Consider the following 21,216-nt stretch of genomic DNA (forward strand, 5'->3'; position numbering starts at 1 on the left):
TTTCTCTCGGCCAATCAACAGCAGAAACATGACAATCCTGAGACAACTACAGACGTGCACACGTGACACCGTTGAATCAATCGTCGAAAAGGCGGGCCTATCATGCTGGATAAGCTCCCCCGCAAGGGGCGAAGATATTCGAGATGTCATCAAACTTTTTCAACCGGAAGCACCGGGGAAAGAACTGATTCGCATTGGGGGAGAATTTGACGGCGGGTATCTGATCCCAAACGATCTTGAGGGTATCACCGACTGTTTTTCCCCTGGCGTCGACGTGCAAGCTTCTTTTGAGAAAAACCTCCAGCAATACGGGATTCGATGCCACCTAGCGGACCGCTCGGTTGAAGGACCTCCTGCCTACCTCACAGATGCGACCTTCCGCCCCAAATTCGTGACATCCAGAGCTTCTGACGAAACAATCACCCTCAAGCAATGGATCGCCGAAACGGGACTGAGCAGTTCTCAGAACCTATTGTTGCAAATGGATATCGAGGGTTCGGAGTACGAGGTACTCGCAGCTGAAAGTATGGAAACCCTTAAACAGTTTCGAATCATAGTTCTGGAACTCCATTACCTTGAACGCATGTCCAACCGTGTATTCCTCGGGATCTTGAGAGCACTACTGACCAAACTTCAAACTGAGTTCATGATCGTTCACCTCCACCCGAACAATTGCACTCAGCCCAAAAAGGTGGGCGGAACAGCAATCCCCCCGCAACTTGAAGTGACCTTGCTAAGACGCGACCGAAGCCTGCCCTGCAGTGAAACGTGTGCCATCCCTCATCCTCTTGACAGAAAAAATGTTCCGGAAAAACCGGACTATCAGCTGACTGAACCATGGGTGCCAACGAAGTAGAAGAGTTCAACTAAACCTGAGAATAGCCCCCTCCTGACTGACTAAGCAGTTCACCCCTCGACTGATTCGCACAAATCACGGCTCAAGCCGCATCGAAGGAATGATTGAGTTTGATCTCGCGAGCTGCATGGGCGTTTGCCTCGGTTGTGCGAAAGAATCGTGACAAACGCCAAACCGCTCTCATCCCCGACTACAGTCGCACGGCTTGGTCCATTTCCTGATCGCGTCGCTCCAGGCGAACAGATCACATTAAAAATTGGAAAACGGGCGTCATGACACTCATCAAATTGCATTCGCCGCCCCCTTCGTACTAATCAAACAACAACATGCCTGATACTCAAAAATGTGTCTGATTACTATTGTGCGACAAAGTAGCATGAATGCGAACCACCAATGCCTTTGATTCAGTACACACCGGTACTCGCTGGAGCAATTGCGATTTTCCTCGCGGCTTATGCGATCAGTATTGCCAGAGCAAATCCGGAACAGCGTGCCCACTATGTCTTGGCGGGAATCTTTCTCAACAGCCTTTGGATCGACGTCGGAATCGCGCTCAACGCCTGCCGTGTAGCAGGCATAGTTGGACTATTCCTGATGCTGTCATCAAAGAGTGACAGGACGAGTCTTTTCAACCAACGTCTCGGCTTCCCATTCTACACTGTACTCGCATACGCTGCCGTCGTTGCAATTGTCGGCGCATACAACGCACCTGAAATCTCGAATGCATTTGGAGGAGCAAGGTCGCAGGCACTGCGTCCTTTGGCAGCTTGGGTCACACAGCTTCTCAACGTACCCCTAGCATGGATGGTGTTCACCGGACTCAAGACCAGAGAGAGCATTGGCAGATTCTTCAACTTTTGGGGAATTTGCATCGCAGCAACCATCCTGCTAGCGATCGTACAAGAGGCCAGCTTCATGGCGGGACGACCGCTCTGGGGCGTCCTTCGTACCGGCAGGCTCGATTCCATCTTGCCAGCGGTGAACGTAGGTGGGATCCCATTGCTCCGCGTGAATGCCCTGTGTGGCGAACCGAAACACTTTGGCATGAACATGGTGATTTCGATCGGAATGCTTGCCATTCTAAAGAGCGAGCACCAAGGGCTCTGGACCTACAATCGACGAACCATCTTGATTGTAGCTTCCCTAGGCGGCATTCTAATTTCATTTTCCTCCGGAGCGTTCCTGGCGTTGGCTGTTCTTCTTGCTTCATCATGGGCAAGCGTGACTCCAATGCTGCGAAAGGTTGCTGTGGCAACCACGTTGGCCGCAATCGCAGCGACGATCGTATCCCCTGGTGCTGCTGAAAACCTTTATCAAAAACGAATCGCTCGAATCGGTGACAAATTGCAGAGCGGAATCACGGTTTCACGGGGTACATCGGCTGCAATCGAAGAGTCCGACGACAAAGAAGCAGCGGCGATGGCCTACACAATTCGCAACCCATGGTCGACGGTGTTAGGACACGGATTTGGAGTTTCACCCTACTACTACAACCACCTGGTACACCCCCGCTGGCGGCATGTTCTTGCCGAACCAAACTCAGGATTTTCTTACGTGATCCTGTCAATCGGATGGGTGGGAATGCTTCTATTCGGACGTCTACTTTGGCCGATTGCAAGTGGAAAGGCACTTCCTCAAGGGGACCAGCAGACAATCAGAACGATGCTCATCGTCATCCTCTCAATGTGGATCCCACTGCACATGTTTGAATGGGGATGCATCTTCCTTGGACTGGCTTCGACAGACGGCTGGTATCGACTGGAACCTACTCAGCAGCGATACACACTGACCTCAGCCCCTGTACCGCACGCTGACCCTGCTTTCTGAGCATCATGAAACAGCGTCTGGTTTCTCAACTCGCCCTTTTCACAGATCCGCCCTGGACGCTGCGGCACACTCAAAGTGGCGGAATCGCCGATTGCGATGCCGATCATCAACGCGCCGACCTTTCCATCCCACCGTCGCCCCTCCCGTTCGCTACTGTCACCCCCGATCTCAACAGCGAAATTTACTTTGACCACCGATAACAAAGAAAAGTGCTTTTCGATTGTAATTGTCAACTTTAACTACGGTCGATTCCTTCAAGAAGCAATCACCTCGGTACTAGACCAATCGTGCCAAGATTTCGAATTGATCATCGTTGACGGTGGAAGCTCCGACAACAGCAAAGAAATCATCAGTCGAAACAGTGACAAGTTAGCATGGTGGTGTTCTGAGCCGGACCGTGGCCAAAGCCATGCTTTCAACAAAGGATTCTCGAGAGCAAAAGGCCGATTCTTAACTTGGCTCAATGCCGATGACATCATGTTCCCGGGTGCTCTAGAACGCACTAAAGAGACGATCCTCGCAAACCCAGACGACGAATGGTTTGCAGCTGGTTGTTTTTGGCTCGACACTGACATGAGAATCATGAAGTGCTCATCTGCATCGCCTTTCTCCCAACGGCGTGTTCAAAGAGGCCTCTTCTCCGTGTGCGGCCCATCCTCCTTCTTCTCCAGATCACTTTACTTGCGTTCTGGTGGAATTGACGAGGACCTTCACTACATGATGGATACAGAACTCTGGGGTAAATTTGCTACGGTACTCGGTGCCAAATACACAGCAGTACCAGGGTACTGCTGGGGCATGCGATTGCACCCTGACGCTAAAATGAGTGGCCACAATTTCGAAAGCAGCCCCATGAGCTCCGAGTCACACCATAGCTGGAACCAAAAAGAGGAAGAAGCCAAGACAATCGCCAGCAGATATGGTCAAGACCGTGCGACTCTTTTCGATCGGCTGATCACCACTTCGCCAATACGAAAGATTAAAAACTTCGCCGACTCCCATCGTTACAAAGGGAAGCACTACCGACAGTTCCCTGGATTCAACGAAAACAGGCAAAAGTGAAGACTCTGAAAAGACACGTTTACTTGCATGAACACCATGGTTCCCGTCGCCTTGCCCGCTCAGCATATCTAAAAACGATTCCCCAAATGTCTGCCGATATGTGATTCGCACACGCACTATGCAGCTTGCCCGCCTGAGTCCGAAACCCAATCGCTAAAAAACTTTTGCTCCTCAGATCCCCCGACACGGGTCAACCTGATTGCCTCAGAACAAGCGAGAAGCAACCCTGGCTGGTGATGCGGGACTTCACTTTGCTTCTCGAGCCAAATCAACCCCGAAAGCTCCGCAGACATTGCCCAAATTTCCACAGCGCTCACCACCATGCTTTCCTGACCCAAGACTCCTCCCTGCACCATTGCACAACCGGCAAAGATCACGCGAACGACAGAACTTCGTTGGCCATGAAGCAGCCAAAACGTAACTACGGTTACTTCATTCTCAGCCTACGGCGACCACTTCAACCCCATGGATAGAATCAAGAAGCTAGAAGCAACCTCCCAGAATGCTACCAACAGAAAGAATTCCGCGTGGGGACTGATTGACTACGGGGCACAAGCGGCCTCCGTAATATGCCTCACCCCCCTCCTGCTGCGAGAATTAGGCGACAGCGCCTTCGGAATGCTCGTTATCGCGACGACCATCATGGGACTAAACGGAATGCTCTCGCTGGGACTTGGACCGGCAGCGCAGCATTTTGTTGCCAAATACCGTCATTCAAACGAATCCAAATCGAAACTGAAACTAGTTGTTGAAACGTCACTGATAGCAAATCTGATTTTCGGGATCGCATCTTGCACCACAATCATCTTATGCACTGAAGCGGTTTCGCGTCTGTATCCACATCCGGCGAATGCACCTCCCAACGAACTCGCTTTCATCATTCGATTAGCCGCATTCGGACTTCCCTTCGTCTTCGTTGTCAACACAATCGACAATTCACTGAAGGGATTCGAGCGGTTCGAACTGTCTGTTCCGCTTTCAGCAATAGCACGAATCGGAACTGCGGTCTCGCAAATCTCCCTTGTCCTTTTAGGATTTGAACTCGCTGCGATTGTCTTTGCCGCTGTTGCATTCAAAGGTATACAAGCCATCCTCGGAGTGATCGTTTTAAAACGCTGGGCGCTCCCCGAGCTTAGTATTCTCCCTTCATTCTCTTGGGACGAGTTTCGAAATTTCGTTTCCTACGGAGTCTACATCTGGCTCAATTCAATGGTTGCTACCGCTCGAAGTTCGGGTGAGATATTGATACTTGCATCCATCCTTGGACCAACTGCACTGACCCTCTATGCAGTTCCATCCAGAGTGCTCACCCAAGTCCACCTCATGCTTTCGAGTGCGTTCGCCTATCTATTCCCGTTCGCAACGAAATTGATCCAGTCAGGCGACACTCAAAGGGTGCACGAGGTCTACTCGAACGCAACTCGCTATCTCTGCACACTAAGCGGTCTGGCAATCCCCCCGCTTGCTATCGGATGCGGGCCTTTGCTTGCTCTCTGGATCGAAGCTGATCGCGCCGAAAAAATCCAACCTATCTTTCAACTGCTAGCCATTCGCTACGCCGTCTACCCGTTGAGCATACTGACCAGCAACTTGCTGATGGCATCCAATAAGACGCGTGCCATGACCATCATCGCCACCGCCAACACAGTGACAATTCTCCCCTTCAGCGCAGGGCTTGCCTACTTCTATGGAGCGGAAGGTGCTGCTGCGGCACAGTTGCTAGTTCTCGCCCCGATCCTATTCAATCGCTTCTTTGTCGAAAAGACACTTTTCGGATCCGCGAGCGCCAACACGGTGGCTTTGCCGGTTTTGCTCCTGGTCGTACCGCTCACTTGTTTTCTACTCTTGGTGGACCTACCAGTGGACTACCCACTCATCCCCACGGCCATCGCCTCAACATGCACCGGCCTCATCTGCGGTGGCATTTGCTGGATTGCAACCAGCCAACTGATTCCAAAAACAGGGGCCGAGGCGGCCTAAAAGAAACGCCCCCTTCCACAATGCCTTCGCAAGAACACGCCCCTGACATGCACCGCAACGAGAAACGCTCAAAGCAGATCATTGCAATCGCGGCAAAAAGGCACCACGAGAGACTGGCACTCACCAGTTCATTTCAAACACAAAGCATTCCGCTACTCCATCTGGTCAGCCAGATTTGCCCCACCACACCCGTCCTATTCCTCGACACCGGTTTTCATTTCGCCGAAACATTGGCGTTTAAATCCGAAATCCAAGAGGTTCTCGGACTCAACATCGTCGACCTAAAACCACTTTCGGGACAAGCCGAAGGGCAAAGCAAAAACCAACAGTTGCCATCCTCCGACCCAAACCTGTGCTGCCACCTGAACAAAGTCGAACCACTCCAAAATGAGCTCAAAAACTTTGACGCTTGGATCACCGGAATACGCCGCGACCAAACGAGCCAACGAAGCAAGTCAAAAGTTGTATCCACCCAGAACAATGGAACAGTCAAAATTTGCCCGATGTTGAACTGGTCGAAAGAGGACATCGAAACGTACATCGCGAAACACTCGCTCCCGAGGCACCCGCTTCACGAAGCAGGTTTTGCTAGCATTGGCTGTGCTCCGTGCACCGCGCTCCCATCCACAAACGACGCTCGTTCAGGCCGATGGGCAGGCACCTCCAAAACAGAATGTGGCTTGCACCTCGACCCCAAGCCACCCATTCACTCCAGATCGGAAAACTCATGAAACTATTGATCTATGGAATCGACGGCGGTGATCTCGCCATTATGAAGAAATTCGAAATGCCATTCCTTCATAGGTTCCTGAAGGAGAACAACAGCATCGAACTGACTTCCGATCTGATCAATCGTGGCTGGGTCGAAATTCTTACTGGAAAGCCCGGCGACGAAACCGGAGGCTTCTACATGGCCCCGTTGCTCGATGGCACCCACCGTTGCTCGACAAGTTTCCGAATGTCACAACTATCGGACCGAGACGACATACGTCCGCTGTGGACAATTTTCGAAGAACGAAAACTTCCTTACCTGATCATGAACGTCCCGACGACGACACCGGTACCGCCTGTGAAACACGGAATCGTCATCGGTAGCGCAGGCGGTGGACTGAACAAGATCAATGGAATTCCGCCGGAACTTGTTTCAGACCCTTCAGTCATACCGATATTAGAGGCCAACGACTACATCGTTGACATACGAATCCCAAACGCAGATTACGAGAACACAGCCGACATGCTGGACGACCTCGTTGTCATGGAAGAACGCAGAACCAATTGCTTTCTACAAATATGCAAAGAACGCGATCTTGCTGCCGGATTCCTCTGCAATAGAGGTACAACGATTATTGAATACCTTGCTCGAAGCGAAATTGAAAGCTACACAACGCTTCCCACAACCGAAGAAACAACGGGTACGCGCTATGAAATGAGCTGGATTCACAAAAAACTGCAAGAGCACTTCTACATGCTCGACAAACAAATTGAGCGTCTCTACACGGAACTGAATCCTGAACACTTCATTATCACCGCGGATCATGGGAACGCCCCTCACAAGTACCGAGCGAACATCTCGCACTTCCTAAAAGACCACAACTACCTCCAGACAAAGAAAACCAGCGCAACCCTCAATGCGTTGCGCAAACTAAAACACACCCTTCGCCTCGGTTCCGCCACCGGAAAAGTACTCAGCAAACTCCCAACCGCGCGTACACTCCTATCCAACACCGACTGGAAGAAGACACTGGCATTTGGAAGCACCTATATTCCAGGGATATTCATCAATGACCGACAACGTTTCTCTGGCCCGGTAGATGACAATGAACTTCCCAGCCTAGTAGACGAAATTGTCCGCACGTTCAACCAACTGGATACGTCAGAACGCAAGGGCCTTTTGGCGACCGCATACAGACGGCATTTCTCCGGCCCAGAATCAGTCCGTCTGCCCGATATAAAATTCCAGAATAGCGAAGGAATCTTTTTCGATGAGACTGTCTCAAAATTGATTGCTGAGAACCCAAACTACGGTGATGTCCCAAAATCTCTACGATCAGTAAATCACGCCGCATTTACTGGAGACAAAGGTGCCAGTCCGATTTGCGTCCTTACATCCAGCACAAAACACCTGATAGAAGACACTGACCCTCGCGATTTGACGCTGGTCTACCGGTTGGCTGACAGGGCCACAAAATGCTAGTACGCCAAATCTTTCATACGACGAAAGAAAAGGTTCAACGCACCATCTGCCTGCGTCGACTTTGTCGCGAAAACACTGTGCAAATTGGAAACCCCGTTAAGATCAACTGGAAGAACATCCACGCAAGCGGACAAAACCAACTAGTCTTTGGGGATTTTTCGATCTGTCTCGGGACAATCAGTTGCCAGAAACAAGAGTCAGGTTTCGCAATCGGCGAGCGGAGTTTTGTCGGGGTCCGCTCTACCATCGTATCAACATCTCACGTCTCAATTGGAAACGACGTACTCATTGCCCATGACTGTTACATTACAGACACGGACGGACACTCGCTTTCACCTGCGGTACGGGCAAAGGACATCCCCAACCGATGGAACAATTTCAAGGACTGGACGGTGGTTGATTCAAAACCCATTACGATCTGTGAAAACGTTTGGATAGGCCCGCGCGTCGTCGTGCTAAAAGGTGTTCAAATCGGAAAAGGCTCGGTCATTTGCGCCGGAAGTGTTGTAACCAAGTCGATACCTGAGATGACTATTGCGGCAGGAGTTCCTGCAAAACCCATTCGTTCGGTAGACACATGACAATTGGTATCCTCACATTCCACGACGGACCAAATCATGGCGCGTTCCTGCAAGCATGGTCAACGCTCCAGACATTGCGAAGTGCTGGACACGACGCTCATATCATCAACTACAAAAACCCTGAACACCAACAAATGGAGAGGCCGTTCAAAGCCAAAAGCCTGCGGAACCCCATCAACATGTTCCGCTCCTGGCAAAAGACAATGGCATTTGCTCGCGATCAAAGACGCTTCAACCTCGGTCCACAAATTTGCTCCCCCAGTCAAATCGACGAGATCCACTATAACACGGTCGTCATAGGGAGCGACGTCGTGTGGAACTACCAGCTATTCGGCTACGACCCGGTGTTCTTCGGTCGAGTGAACGCTAAAAGACGGATCGCATTCTCAGCTAGTGCCGGGTCAGTAACCCCCCGTGACCAACACCCACCAGAAATGCAGAAAGACCTCACTCAATTCGACGCCATCTCCGTCCGAGATCAAAACACGCTCCAGATCGTAAAAGAAGTTGCGAGCATTGATGCAACGGTCACGCTGGACCCCGCGCTGATGTACGATTTCACCATCGACTGCGACGTCTCAAACGCGAGAACAGAGAACACCCTGCTCGTCTATTCGTTTCTACAGTCACACGAGACAAATCAGCTGGCCAAAGATTACGCTAGCGCACATCAATTGCAAATCAAGTGCATCGGATATCCACCTCCGTTGCGAGCCAAGAAGTATTGCGACATCGTGGATATGACATGTGGCCCTTTTGAATTCATCCAAGAGTTTTCCAAGGCCCACACCGTACTGACGAGCACATTCCATGGAGTTGTTTTTTCACTCAAATCTGGTCGCCCGTTTCTTTTCGTTTCAAGCAACAAAACACACAATCGTGTTGCCTCATTGCTCGACACTTTCGGAATTGCACATGAACTTGAATTAGACAAGGAAGGCGCCGTCCACCTTTTCTCCCCAAACTACAGCTCTGTGACGCAAAGAATTCGGCAAGTAGGCAAGGAAACGCGGGAATGGTTGCTATCCAACCTATAATCGCTGGCCCTCCTTGCGAACAAATCCTGACCACCTCCATAACTAGACTCAACAGAGATCAACAATTGGCCCGCATAGCCACCCCACGCCGCTCACTCCACTCCACTTGATGCTCGCAACCAGAAAGAAACGAGTCCTCATTGATGCAAGGCTCATCGACGGTCGATCAGGCGGTATCCAACAGGTCGTTGCCGGAATTGCAAGTGGCCTTCGGCAACACCCAGAGCCAAACTTTGAGATCTGCTTTCTTTGCATTGAGGGGCACACAGAATGGATCCTAGACCATCTCCCAAACTGGGCCAAAATCAAGACGGTTCGGGCCAAAGACAACGGCAATGTCCAACCACGCAGACAGACCACGCGAGCTATTCTGCGATCCCACCTCGGTCATCTGCTAGGTCCTCTAAGCGTCCGTGTGCCGAAAGAACCGACTGAGGCAAAGGAATACTCGCCCGATTTGGTTCACTTCGTTCATCAGCATGCCTTTGCCACAAATTGCAAGTACCTCTACACCCCTCACGATTTCCAACATGAACATCTCCCGCACTACTTCAGCAAACGGGAGCTCAGCGCTAGAAGAAACCTGTATCGTCGACTCTGCCGCGGCGCCGACAGGGTCATTTGCATCTCGCAATCTTGCCAGCAAGACACTCTCAGGTACACAGGAGTGGAACTGGAGCAGACTGCTCTAATCTACAACGGTGCATTCCGGCGCACAACGAACCTGGACACAATCTCTCAGAAGCGTGAATTGGAACGACTCGGTGTCAGACGCCCATACATCTTTTTTCCTGCCAAAACCTACCCCCACAAAAACCACCTTGGTTTGCTTGAGGCAGTGAGCATTTTGAATTCGCGAGGAATTCGGTTCAACACAGTTTTCACTGGTCCTCAGACCGATTATTTTCACGATACGATTGCTCCCAAAATCGAACAACTGGGACTTGCAGGTCAAATTTCCTGCCTTGGCTTTATCAATCAGGACCAAATCCAAGCCTTGTATGCTCATGCGAAAGCGTTGGTGTTCCCCTCCCATTTCGAAGGCTTTGGCATACCGGTTGTCGAGGCGTTTCACGCAGGAACACCGGTTGCCTGCAGTCGGAACTCCTCATTAACAGAGATCGCCGGTGATGCTGCAGTTCTGTTTGACAGCACTGACAATACGGAAATTGCGGACGCGATCGAGAAAGTCTTGGCTGACGATGTTCTACGCTCAACACTCCAAAAGAAGGGGAAAGAAATCGCCAACTTGTTTTCCTGGGAACAATCAGCAGCCAAATTCCTTTCTCTTTACGAAGAACTTCTCATTCCATAGCGTGGAAACAATTTTGAAAACCAATCGGTTCCGACAAGATTGCGATCACAGTCAAACCAATGACGCACCTGGAGCAATCAAGAGCGCAGGAGATCATTCGGGTGAGTGACTATTCAATCGTTCAAACAGTTGCCTCCACGCGACTTGATCATGGCGGCACATCCCGGAGTGTCCCGGCGCTAGCACAATCTTTAGGCAGGATTGGTGTGGACTGGTACCTGGTCTCTACATGTCCCGCCGGCCATGAAACGCCTAGCGGTCTCCCGAAAGATGGCGAGCGTTGGTTTCTCGCACCAGAGAAACCTAATCGAATGCGGCTCGACGGAGCGAAGGCTATGAAGCGGCAGCTCAAGACGTTGCTAGCGCAGCCTTCGGCTAAACGATGGCTCGTGCACGACCATGGAGTCTGGCTACCCTCCAACCATTTCGTTGCGGATTTGTGCCAGCGCCGGAGCGTGCCGCGAATTGTTAGTCCACGAGGGATGCTCAGTCCATGGTCGATGAATTTTTCTGCTTGGAAAAAGAAGATTGCATGGCCGCTTTTTCAACGCCGCGATTTGACTTCCGCAGCGGGTTTCCACGCGACATGCGAGGCAGAGGCGGACGACATTGCCCGCCTCGGCTTCAAGCAACCAGTCTGCGTCGCCCCCAACGGGCTCAGTATAAAAGAAGAGACTCTCCAAACGTTGAGAAATTCAACGCTCTCCCGCGGAGCCCCCGACCCTCAAAACCCCGGCGCCGCCAAGACCGCACTCTTCCTTTCCAGAATTCATCCCAAAAAGGGCTTGCTGCAATGGATTGACGTCTGGAAGCAGGTCCAGCCGAGCGGATGGAAGATGAGGATCATCGGCCCCGACGAAGCAGGCCATGCAGCTGAGGTGGAGGCAACGATCAGAAAGGCTGGACTGGAAGACGAAATCGAAATTTCAGGGGAACGGAACGATACGGAAAAGTGGCAAGAATACGTCGCCGCGGACCTGTTCGTGCTCCCAACATTCAGCGAAAATTTTGGGATCGTGATTGCAGAAGCGATGGCGTCAGGACTCCCCGTACTAACGACGACGGGGGCTCCCTGGAAGTGCCTGCAAGAGCATCGCATGGGATGGTGGGTAGACCCAACTCCGGAGATGTTGACATCAGCGTTTCGGAACGCGATATCAAAATCTCCTGCGGAGCTTAGCGAAATGGGGCGTCGTGGGTCACAATACGCGATGACCCATTTTTCGTGGAAGGAAACTGCCCGCAAACTCTCCGACTTCTACCTCTCGATTCTAAATCAATGACGGGAATCCTCGCTTCGTCAGTTACTCCCATCGTACTAACGTACAATGAAGGGTCGAACATCCAAGCGACGCTGGAACGCCTTCGCTGGGCGCCACGCGTGGTCGTGCTGGATAGCTTCAGCACCGATTCAACGCTTGACATCGCCAACGGGTTTCCCAATGTCGAAGTTGTCCAGAGAAAATTTGATTGCCATTCCAATCAAGCCAACTATGGGCTTGAACAAGCAAGAACAGAATGGGTGTTGTCCCTGGACGCAGACTACCTTGTCCCCCTCGACATCGAACAAAAGCTAGCTGACCTAGACGAGGCCACCGGTTACTCCGCTACATTCCGCTATTGCGTCTACGGCCGCCCGCTGAGAGCAACGTTGTATCCATCGAGGACCTTGCTTTACCGTCGCCAAGCAGCTCACTACGTTCAGGACGGCCATACACAACGAGCCCTTGTTGACGGCTCTGTAGTGTCGTCTGGTATCGTCATTGACCATGATGACCACAAGCCACTTTCACATTGGTTCAACGCTCAGATCAAATATGCGTTTTTAGAGGCAGACAAAATCAAATCCAACTGCAACCTGAGTTGGAAAGACCGCCTTCGAAGTAAAATCCTGTTTGCACCATTCCTCAACCTCTTTTATTGCCTGTTTGCGAAACGCCTGATTCTTGACGGATGGGCCGGAATATTTTACTCGACTCAACGATTTTTTGCCGAGTTAATTTTGTCCCTTGTTTTACTCGATCGAAAACTTCGCCAATGGATTGGGCTGAATGAGTGATACAAAAATCGCGAGTCGGTCACACTGCCTTTCGACAGATCCTGCGAACACTTCGATGGCGGAAGCAGCATCACCGCGACTTCGATTCGGTGTCGTCAATGGTATTGCCAAATGATTCAGCTCAAAGGCTACCGTGCCAATTTGGACCGAGGCGTTTCTCGCAGCGTTGAGACGTTGTGGCTTCTGACGAGGCTAGTTGCATTTCTGTTGCCAGTTCCTTTTCCCTCGCGCATTCGCTGCACAATCCTCAGATGCTTTGGGGCAAAGATTGGCTCAGGTGTGATCATTCGATCGGGTGTCTCAATCAGTTTCCCTTGGAGGCTTACAGTAGGCGATCATGTCTGGATCGGTGAGGGAGTGCAAATACTTTCTCTTGCAAGCGTCCAAATCGAATCGAACACATGCATCTCGCAGCAAGCCTATCTGTGCACTGGTTCACACCGATTCGACTTGCCAACCTTTGACTTGGTCACCAAGCCCATCGTCATCCGCGAAGGTTGTTGGGTGACTGCGAGGTGCTTCGTTGCTCCGGGGGTGACGATCGGGCCGAACAGCATGTGCGCTGCAGGCAGCGTCATCTTGAAGGACGTGCCTCCTAACACGACCGTGATCGGCAATCCGGCTCGCATCAAAGTCCAATCATGAAGATCTCCGTGATCACCGCGGTCCAAAATCGCCGCGAGACGATCGGCGATGCACTTGGTTCGGTGCTCTCGCAGCGAAATGTGAACCTGGAAACGGTCGTCGTCGATGGGAACTCGAATGATGGCACCACCGACGTTATCTCTCAGTTTGGCGATCAAGTGTCGTGTTCGATTCGCGAGCCCGATACGGGGATCTACAACGCTTTGAACAAGGGCCTGCGTGCCGCCACCGGAGATGTCGTTGGCTTCTTGCACGCAGACGATTGGTTGGCCGACGAGAATGTGCTGGCCGATGTCGCGGCAGCGATGGCTGATCCAAATCTGGATGGTGTTTATGCAGACCTGGAATATGTCGATGCAAGCGATCGAGACCGCGTCCATCGACGTTGGGTTTCAGGTGTCTACGACGTCCGAAAGTTCCGACGGGGCTGGATGCCGCCACATCCGACCGTGTACTTCCGCCGTGAATTCTACGAACAGTTTGGCTTATTCAACGAGGACTTTCGTACGGCTGCGGACTACGAATTGCTGGTCCGGATGATGGTTCGTCACGGCGCGAACATGGCATACCTGCCTCGCGTGACCGTGAAGATGCGAGTCGGTGGGGCGAGCAATGCCAGCTTGACCAACCGTCTGAACGCCAATCGCGATGATCGCCAAGCTTGGCTGACCAACCATCTGCGACCACCAATGGGGCTTCGGTTCACGAAACCGCTTCGGAAATTGCCTCAATTCTTACGCCGGTGAAAAGCATCTTTCTGGTCTCGGCAGCTGTGACATCGGCTTCCAGGCTGTGAAGGAAGCGGGACACATTCACAGGCAACGAATAGCAATGTCCACACGCCGTCGCGATTGAACGCCTGACGGGACGTCTGCCCTGGCGATCCGGTTTTCGCATGCGTTCTATTGGGACGCTTGGGAGAGTGATTCGATCGGAATTGCGGAACCGTTGCGAGCGTCGGTTCTGCACTGTGGAGGGGCGAAGTGCTGGGGATATTGTCCTTCGTGATTCATTCACAGGTTGGAAGCCCTAGCCCCCCTCTCGGTGACAGGTGGTGTTGGCACCTCAACCAGCCATGCGGAACAGCTGGGGACAACTGTTCTACTCGAGTCGATTCCATCGATTTTGACGATTCCGGCGGGCGATCCGAAAGTACCGGATGCCCGTGGCCTGTCCCCCGGAATTGCTTTTCCAAGAATAGATTTCCTAGCCCAACGGCCGGTCGCTCCGTACACTTGACTGCTTCCTCGAGCAAACGCACTTGGCAGCTTTGCGGCGTCGCCCCCCCACTACTTAGCTAATCAACACGGATTTCGGATGACCCCGAACTCGAATTCAACTGACCCGACCGCCGGAAAACGCGGACCGAATTCATTCGCGTCGTATCCCTCTCAGAATGCGGGAACGATGGGATTGGCGGCGACCGGATCCTACCCTGCCATGAATGAGGGCTGGGGGAGCGCAGACCAGGGCGACGCTTCTGATTTGCTCGGTGCTATCTGGCGTTATCGCTGGGCCGCAATGGGTCCCACGATCCTAGGTGCGATGATTGGTTTCCTCGTATTTATCAAAACGCCAGAGACCTTTCAGTCCGCAACCCTTTTGATGTTTGAATCGGATCGGCCTGCGGTCATTGACACGATGACAGGAGATCGGATTGGTGGAGTCCCATCCATAGAAATAATCCGCGCACAATTGTTTAGTGATGAAGTCAATCGGAGTGCCCTATCCGACGGGAACATGAATGTGTTTCGGGAGCAATTCCACGGTTCACCAGTTGAACTGGCAGCTCTCGCATCCAAGATGCTGGAGTTCGAGACGGATTTGAAGGACGAGCGTTCCGCGTCCTCGTTGGTTGCGCAGATGACCTTCGAGAACACGGACCCAGAACTGTGCGAAGCTGCCATCAAGGCGTACAGCGCTGCACTGCAAAAGCTATTTGCGGACAAACACAAAAGTTCGCGCAGTGAGCTGTTGAAGCTCATCTCAATTGCGACCAATCAGATGCAGCCTAAAATGGCCGAACTTGAGTCGCGATACCGAGAGTTCCGGCAAGACGCTCCGTTGGTATGGGATGAAAACGGGCAGGCGATCAATCCACACCGCGAAAGGCAACTGTATCTTACTGCACGACGCAGTGAACTTTTTGAGGAGCTTCGGAAGAAAGCCATCGAACTTACTGCTATCGATAGCATTTCAAATGAGGCGAAAGATCCTTTGGTTCGGCTCTCTATCATCGGGCAACTAATCGGGAAGAACTTTGAAATACCGGATTCCAAACGGATTAGCCAGGACATGCGAGACGGGGACGTGGAACTTGCTCAGATTGAATTGGACCAACAACTGGTACCGTTGATGATTGAACGCAATAAATTCGCCGCAGAATTCGGAGAGCAGCACCCAACCGTAAAAGCACTCGACGCAGAACTGACGATGATGAAGAGGGAACTAAAACGTTTGATCACCGAGCAATCCGAACGCATTGTTGAACTGATGGAGCAGAACAAGGTGGAGGGAATTGACCCTGCTAAGAGAGCTGAAGAGGCGGTCAATGTCGTCCTCATCGCCTCCAGGGCCGAAGTCAACCTCCTTGAGCAGCAAATTGGGGAAATCGACCTGCAGATTGCAAGTGAACGGAAGGAAGCAATCAAGCTCGCTCAGTTTGAACAAGAAAACACGGCTTTGCTTCGCGAAATTGATCGTAATAGAGAACTAATCAATCATCTCGAGGAACAAATGGCTCGAGTCGAATTGGTGGAAGAGGAAGGTGGTATCCGCGTCACGGAGCTAGTGGCACCGAGTACTGCCTATGTTATCGGCCCGAGCATTATCAAAACACTAGGGATTGGTACAATAGCCGGACTCATAATAGGATGTGGTCTGGCACTGCTGCTGGAGAAAAATGCAAACACCTTCCGCGATCCGGAAGAAATTGTGGCTGCGGTTGGGGCACCGATCTTGACCCATGTTCCATTCTTCAAAGGACGTGTTCGTCGGGCCAAGGGTGAGACAAGCAATCCGTTTGAACAGTTGGATGCCCACTTGGCGGTGGTACACGCTCCTTCTTCGGTGGCTTCCGAGGCGATCCGGTCTTGCCGAACCTCGGTTCTTTTTGAAATGGCTGGCATCCACGGTGGGAAAATCATCCAGGTCACCAGCCCGCTTCCTGGTGACGGGAAGTCGACCATCGCTGGCAACTTGGCGTGCAGCATCGCTCAGTCAGGCAAACGAACTTTGATCATTGACTGTGACCTTCGCCGGCCTCAGGTCACGGACAACTTTGCAAAAGCGGATCAACTTGGTTTGGTCGATGTGTTGAGCGGCAAATGCGAACATGTTGACGCGGCTCATGACACTCCTCTCAGTACGTTGAAAATGATGCCTTCGGGACCGATTCCAGCAAACCCAGCAGAAGCGCTGACGTTGCCGGAAATGAGCGAATTACTGGACGTTCTTCGGGAAGAGTACGACTACATCATTCTGGACACGCCGCCGTTGCTGGTAGTGACGGACCCCAGCATCACTGCCAGCATGACCGATGGTGTCGTGATGGCACTCAAGGTTCGGCGGAAGAGCAAACCCAACGCCAAAGAAGCCGCTTCCATCCTGGCCAACGTGGGCGCGAAGTTGCTGGGTGTGGTGATCAACGCGTCGGACGAAGCCGGCAACAACGACGGCTACAAAGGCTACGGTTATTACCGATACGGCCGACACACCAGCCGGTACTACCGCAAGACCGCCAACAACGGTTCCAAGGCTGGCACCCGACGGACGCCCGTGGTTGTCTCGGGGCGAGGGCCCGCACCGCGAAGTGCGCGGCCGATTGCCGTGCCACCAACGGCCATGCCGCCGGTCGAGCAAGAACGCTCGTCGGACGTGTAGCCGGATTCGCCAAGAATTCGGACGGCAGCCAGCTCAATGATCTGAATTCTGGCGAATCCAGCTACGGTGTGAGATCTGGCAGTTCCAGCTACGACAAGGGCGGGACTGTCGTCCGACCGATAACGCCGGTAAATTCCACTTCGAACTGTGGAATTGCGATCACTTTTGACCAGCAATTTCTGGCGTTGTGCTCGGACGCACCTTATCATGGGTGCCCTCCCCCCCGCCCACCGAAACGATTGACATGACCGAAGACTCTCCCTCCATCGCGCCGATGCGGACGAAGGCGACACCTTCGCCGACTGCCGTTCGAACCCCCGTGCTGCAATCCGTCTGGACTTGGTTCTGGGTGGCCTTGCTGACCGCTGGAATTCCCATGCTGGCGGTCTATTTCTCGAGAATGTGGCGTCTGGATCACTACCAGTACTTTCCGTTTGCCATCGGCGCTGTGGCCTGGCTCGCTTGGACACGTAGCGACCGCTACTTCTATGCTCCTGCCCGACTGACATCGCTCGCACTGGTAGTGATTGGCGCGGTGGCGATGCTGAGCAGCTGGAGCCTTCGATCTCCCTGGGTAATGTCGATCGCGTTCGTCTGTTTTTCGGCCGCTTGCCTGGCTGTCATGCGAGGCCCAAACGACAAAAGCCTACTCGTCTTGGCTTTGCCATTGTTGTTGTTAATTCGATTGCCACTTGGTTACGACCAATTGCTGGTGATCGAGCTGCAACACCTCACGACGATGATGTCGAGTTTGCTGCTGGATGTTCTCTCCATCCCCCACGCAGTGACCCACAATGTGATTGAACTCCCCAGTCGCGAGCTGTTTGTTGCCGAGGCCTGCAGCGGAATCCAATCCGTGTTCACGATGGCATTTCTGAGCACCCTGCTTGTCTCTGTCAATCGCAGGAAACTTTGGCTTGCCCCGTTGTACTTGGTGATCGCGTTAATTCTTGCAGTCGCCGGCAATGTTTTGCGAGTGACGATGGTTGGTGTTGCGGACCAATGGATGTTACTGGACTTGGCATCGGGATGGGCACACGACATTCTTGGCTACACAACCCTAGCGATTTCCGCATTCTTCCTATGGTCGTTTGACGGCTTGATCATGACGTTCATGCATGTGACCGGAACGACGTCCGACGAACAACCTGACAACCCAATTCTGCACCTCTGGAATTGGTTTGTCGACGATGGTCAGAATGTTGACGCGGTGGGTGAGTACTACCGAAACAATCAACCGATCGCTGATCCGAAGCAACTTGGAATGCAGTTGCAATTGGCAAGATGGATGGGGCGAATGCAGGCTAAACCCTTTGCGATCGCAATGGCTGTGTTGGGAGTTGTTTTGATCTCCGTGAGTTCATCATCAGCGATGAAAGTTGCCGTGGTTGGAGTGGAAGAAGGTGCCCAAGGCACCTTCTTTGATGGGCTGATATTCAGTCCACCAATCGAAATGATTGAAACGGGAAACGATGGATTCGAGCTGAACGAACATCAGCTGGCTCGAGGAGGTGAAAACCCGATTTTGGGTCAGAATGCAGATTCTTGGATGTTCGATTCACTAGTAGGTGGCAACCAGGTCCGCGGTCAATTTGTAATCAGCCAGACCTATGCGGATTGGCATGAACTCTGCCTTTGCTACGAGAATCAAGACTGGCGTTTGTTGAATCGAGTTTTGGGGCAGGGCGATGTCTCCCAACTAGATTTGGACACTTTAGAATCCCAACCTTTCGCCTACGCACTCTTCGGTGGTGATACAGAGGCTCGAGGTCATCTTTGGTATTCCGCAATCACTCAATCGGGAGATTTCGTTTATCCACCCGAACGTCCCGGCCAAATCGGCGGACGACTTGCGGCTGCCTCCGAAAACATGAACGAAGTGATCGAGCCGATGATGATGCTGCAGCTTTGGATCGTTGCCCCTAAAAAGTTGGACACCTCCACCATCGATCAAATTGATGAAATGTTCGATGGACTTCGGCATAAAGTTGCGTTGGCGGTAAAGGCCGCTAGTCGCGGGGAGTCAGCCGCTGAGATGGAAGCGCTCTCAACGGAGGTATCGCCATGATTCGCTACTTCAATCCTCTGCAGTGGTTCAAGTGGTTTGGGCAATGGTTGGTTGCTTGGTTCCGCACAATCCCGTGGAAGCGTGCATCAACCGCGGTTCCGGCGTTGATGCTGACGGTTGCATTGGCAATTCTGCTGTTTGTTTCAACGGGAGAGAGTGTCTCCTGGCGAAACCAATTGATTCGGGAACAACTCGCGTCTGCCTTTGAGAGAGACGACTACAAAACTGCCGATCTGTTGATTCGGCGACAGATTGAAGAGGGTGATGAGTCCGCGGAGACTTTGTATCGCTTGGCCGTTGCTCGGCATCAGCAGGATGAGACAGAGGAAGCCTTCGCGTTGATGCGTGGTCTGGTGGCACAGCAGCGTGATCCGCGGGCGGCGCGGTGGTTGTTGCAGGAACTCTATGACCAAAAGAAGTGGACGGATCTGGAGGATGCTGAACAACGCGAGTTCGGACAATTGCTTCAGTTCCTCAGCGAAGAAACCCCAGACGATCTGGGAATCAAGCAAGCCTACGCGGACTACCTGGTTCGCACCAATCGACAGAACCAAGCGATCCCCTACCTGGTCCAGCTGGCGTCGGTGCAACCCATGCGTGGGCTGCAAGCGGCGATGATTTCTCGCCAGGCTGGCGAAGACGACGCCGCGACTCGCTACGCCGAAACCACGCTCGAAAAGGTGCAACAACTCTTTGCTGAAGAACCTGCCAGCCCACAATTGGCGATGGCGAATGTCCAGGCGTTGCTGTTCCTGGAAAAGCACGCGGACGCCGTGCGGCTGCTCAACGAATCCATCGGACGGATGAAGACCAAAGAGCACCAGGCGGGGCTGCAACAAGCCATGGGTGAGACCATTGTGGTCTGGATCAACAAGATCGAAGCCGAACCCAACGAAACGGTCGCCGAACGACTGCGAGTCCTCAAGATGCTGCAGGTGGCGTTGCAATACGCTCCCAACAACCCACGCGTGTTGAGTTTGGTGGCCGACCAAGTGCTCAAGACGCTGGAGTCCGACGACAAGGAACTTTCCAAAATCCGTTCCGCCCTGGTCAAGGGATCCTCCCCTGGGATCGCAAACTTCATTCGAGGCACGGCAGCACTTCTCAAGGGCGATCCGGATCGTGCCACGCTGCACCTGAAACTGGCAGCGGAACACCTGCCTCATAGTTCAGCAATTCTGAATAACTTGGCCGTTGCCATGGCCGAGAAAGAAGATGGTGATTTGGAACAGGCACTGCAGATCAGCGAGAAGGCGATCGAAAGTGTCTCCCAACCGAATCCGTTTTTCTACGAGACTCGCGGGCAGATCCTGACGAAACTTGGCAAGCACTTGGAAGCCATCCCTGACCTGGAGCGGGCGCTCGCGGAAGAGTCCCTGGCCAACACGGCTCACGAGTCCCTTGCGGTTTGCTTTGAGGCCTTGGGCGAAGAGGAATTGGCGGAAGAACACCGAGCCGCCATCACGGACGAGTGAACGTAGCCGGATTCGCCAAGAATTCGGACGCCTGGGCCCACCATCACAACCCGAACGCGTTAGCGAGGGACCACGCAGATCAACGCGTCGGTCTCCGCCAAGTAGCCGGATTCGCCAAGAATTCGGACATCCACCAACTCGAACATCTGAATTCTGGCGAATCCAGCTACAGCAGGATCCCTCGCTGACGCGTTCGGGTTGTGATTGGACGACCGGCAATCGCGCGCGTCTGAAT

At 52.6% G+C, this 21,216-nt stretch carries 16 protein-coding genes; all 16 read left to right on the forward strand.

The genetic code is table 11. The features are described 5' to 3' along the window. Positions 1 to 28 precede the first annotated feature (28 nt). Positions 29 to 856, forward strand: a complete 828-nt coding sequence (locus RISK_RS21000) for an FkbM family methyltransferase (protein ID WP_053061253.1) — start codon at positions 29 to 31, stop codon at positions 854 to 856. A gap of 393 nt (positions 857 to 1,249) precedes the next feature. Continuing rightward, positions 1,250 to 2,683, forward strand: coding sequence for a hypothetical protein (locus RISK_RS21005; RefSeq protein ID WP_047816272.1), 1,434 nt, complete (start codon positions 1,250 to 1,252; stop codon positions 2,681 to 2,683). A gap of 96 nt (positions 2,684 to 2,779) precedes the next feature. Beyond that, the gene (locus RISK_RS21015) at positions 2,780 to 3,745 is read left to right on the forward strand and encodes a glycosyltransferase family 2 protein (protein WP_083435087.1); all 966 of its coding nucleotides are present in this window, start codon (positions 2,780 to 2,782) and stop codon (positions 3,743 to 3,745) included. A 465-nt stretch (positions 3,746 to 4,210) separates the two neighbouring features. Continuing rightward, positions 4,211 to 5,725 carry a lipopolysaccharide biosynthesis protein gene (locus tag RISK_RS21025; RefSeq protein WP_047816276.1) on the forward strand — a complete coding sequence of 505 codons (1,515 nt, stop codon included), beginning with the start codon at positions 4,211 to 4,213 and terminating at the stop codon, positions 5,723 to 5,725. A 47-nt stretch (positions 5,726 to 5,772) separates the two neighbouring features. Continuing rightward, a complete protein-coding gene (locus tag RISK_RS33680) occupies positions 5,773 to 6,456 on the forward strand; it encodes a phosphoadenylyl-sulfate reductase (protein ID WP_390173958.1) in 684 nt (227 codons plus the stop codon). Further along, positions 6,453 to 7,919, forward strand: a complete 1,467-nt coding sequence (locus RISK_RS21035; RefSeq protein WP_047816277.1) for a hypothetical protein — start codon at positions 6,453 to 6,455, stop codon at positions 7,917 to 7,919. Before RISK_RS33680 ends, RISK_RS21035 begins: the two co-directional genes overlap by 4 nt. Next, positions 7,913 to 8,500, forward strand: coding sequence for an acyltransferase (locus RISK_RS33685; RefSeq protein WP_053061255.1), 588 nt, complete (start codon positions 7,913 to 7,915; stop codon positions 8,498 to 8,500). Before RISK_RS21035 ends, RISK_RS33685 begins: the two co-directional genes overlap by 7 nt. Then, entirely contained in the window at positions 8,497 to 9,537 is a 1,041-nt protein-coding gene (locus RISK_RS21045) for a polysaccharide pyruvyl transferase family protein (RefSeq protein ID WP_047816278.1), read from the forward strand. Before RISK_RS33685 ends, RISK_RS21045 begins: the two co-directional genes overlap by 4 nt. Positions 9,538 to 9,646: 109 nt before the next feature. Beyond that, complete coding sequence (locus RISK_RS33410) at positions 9,647 to 10,852, forward strand: glycosyltransferase family 4 protein (protein WP_083435088.1); 1,206 nt, start codon at positions 9,647 to 9,649, stop codon at positions 10,850 to 10,852. Positions 10,853 to 10,911: 59 nt separating this feature from the next. Beyond that, entirely contained in the window at positions 10,912 to 12,135 is a 1,224-nt protein-coding gene (locus RISK_RS21055; protein ID WP_083435089.1) for a glycosyltransferase, read from the forward strand. After that, entirely contained in the window at positions 12,132 to 12,911 is a 780-nt protein-coding gene (locus tag RISK_RS21060) for a glycosyltransferase family 2 protein (RefSeq protein WP_047816280.1), read from the forward strand. Before RISK_RS21055 ends, RISK_RS21060 begins: the two co-directional genes overlap by 4 nt. 111 nt (positions 12,912 to 13,022) lie before the next feature. After that, positions 13,023 to 13,556 (forward strand): WcaF family extracellular polysaccharide biosynthesis acetyltransferase, encoded by a 534-nt coding sequence (locus tag RISK_RS21065; RefSeq protein WP_047816281.1) that lies wholly within the window; start codon positions 13,023 to 13,025, stop codon positions 13,554 to 13,556. Then, on the forward strand, positions 13,553 to 14,302 hold the full coding sequence (locus RISK_RS21070; protein ID WP_047816282.1) for a glycosyltransferase family 2 protein: 750 nt from the start codon (positions 13,553 to 13,555) through the stop codon (positions 14,300 to 14,302). The genes RISK_RS21065 and RISK_RS21070 overlap by 4 nt, the downstream gene beginning before the upstream one ends. Before the next feature lie 571 nt (positions 14,303 to 14,873). After that, a complete protein-coding gene (locus RISK_RS21075) occupies positions 14,874 to 17,438 on the forward strand; it encodes a polysaccharide biosynthesis tyrosine autokinase (protein ID WP_047816283.1) in 2,565 nt (854 codons plus the stop codon). A gap of 244 nt (positions 17,439 to 17,682) precedes the next feature. Further along, the gene (gene xrtU, locus RISK_RS21080) at positions 17,683 to 19,506 is read left to right on the forward strand and encodes an exosortase U (protein WP_047816284.1); all 1,824 of its coding nucleotides are present in this window, start codon (positions 17,683 to 17,685) and stop codon (positions 19,504 to 19,506) included. Further along, the gene (locus tag RISK_RS21085) at positions 19,503 to 20,981 is read left to right on the forward strand and encodes a tetratricopeptide repeat protein (protein WP_047816285.1); all 1,479 of its coding nucleotides are present in this window, start codon (positions 19,503 to 19,505) and stop codon (positions 20,979 to 20,981) included. The genes xrtU and RISK_RS21085 overlap by 4 nt, the downstream gene beginning before the upstream one ends. The last annotated feature ends 235 nt before the right edge of the window (positions 20,982 to 21,216 follow it).

The organism is Rhodopirellula islandica, from assembly GCF_001027925.1.
GTDB classification, from domain to species: Bacteria; Planctomycetota; Planctomycetia; order Pirellulales; family Pirellulaceae; genus Rhodopirellula; species Rhodopirellula islandica.

What these genes read in the sequence shown, in the direction of transcription:
- RISK_RS21000 (WP_053061253.1), top strand. Translation starts at nt 29, where the DNA reads ATGACAATCCTGAGACAACTACAGACGTGCACACGTGACACCGTTGAA.
- RISK_RS21005 (WP_047816272.1), top strand. Translation starts at nt 1,250, where the DNA reads ATGCCTTTGATTCAGTACACACCGGTACTCGCTGGAGCAATTGCGATT.
- RISK_RS21015 (WP_083435087.1), top strand. Translation starts at nt 2,780, where the DNA reads ATGCCGATCATCAACGCGCCGACCTTTCCATCCCACCGTCGCCCCTCC.
- RISK_RS21025 (WP_047816276.1), top strand. Translation starts at nt 4,211, where the DNA reads ATGGATAGAATCAAGAAGCTAGAAGCAACCTCCCAGAATGCTACCAAC.
- RISK_RS33680 (WP_390173958.1), top strand. Translation starts at nt 5,773, where the DNA reads ATGCACCGCAACGAGAAACGCTCAAAGCAGATCATTGCAATCGCGGCA.
- RISK_RS21035 (WP_047816277.1), top strand. Translation starts at nt 6,453, where the DNA reads ATGAAACTATTGATCTATGGAATCGACGGCGGTGATCTCGCCATTATG.
- RISK_RS33685 (WP_053061255.1), top strand. Translation starts at nt 7,913, where the DNA reads ATGCTAGTACGCCAAATCTTTCATACGACGAAAGAAAAGGTTCAACGC.
- RISK_RS21045 (WP_047816278.1), top strand. Translation starts at nt 8,497, where the DNA reads ATGACAATTGGTATCCTCACATTCCACGACGGACCAAATCATGGCGCG.
- RISK_RS33410 (WP_083435088.1), top strand. Translation starts at nt 9,647, where the DNA reads ATGCTCGCAACCAGAAAGAAACGAGTCCTCATTGATGCAAGGCTCATC.
- RISK_RS21055 (WP_083435089.1), top strand. Translation starts at nt 10,912, where the DNA reads ATGACGCACCTGGAGCAATCAAGAGCGCAGGAGATCATTCGGGTGAGT.
- RISK_RS21060 (WP_047816280.1), top strand. Translation starts at nt 12,132, where the DNA reads ATGACGGGAATCCTCGCTTCGTCAGTTACTCCCATCGTACTAACGTAC.
- RISK_RS21065 (WP_047816281.1), top strand. Translation starts at nt 13,023, where the DNA reads ATGATTCAGCTCAAAGGCTACCGTGCCAATTTGGACCGAGGCGTTTCT.
- RISK_RS21070 (WP_047816282.1), top strand. Translation starts at nt 13,553, where the DNA reads ATGAAGATCTCCGTGATCACCGCGGTCCAAAATCGCCGCGAGACGATC.
- RISK_RS21075 (WP_047816283.1), top strand. Translation starts at nt 14,874, where the DNA reads ATGACCCCGAACTCGAATTCAACTGACCCGACCGCCGGAAAACGCGGA.
- xrtU (WP_047816284.1), top strand. Translation starts at nt 17,683, where the DNA reads ATGACCGAAGACTCTCCCTCCATCGCGCCGATGCGGACGAAGGCGACA.
- RISK_RS21085 (WP_047816285.1), top strand. Translation starts at nt 19,503, where the DNA reads ATGATTCGCTACTTCAATCCTCTGCAGTGGTTCAAGTGGTTTGGGCAA.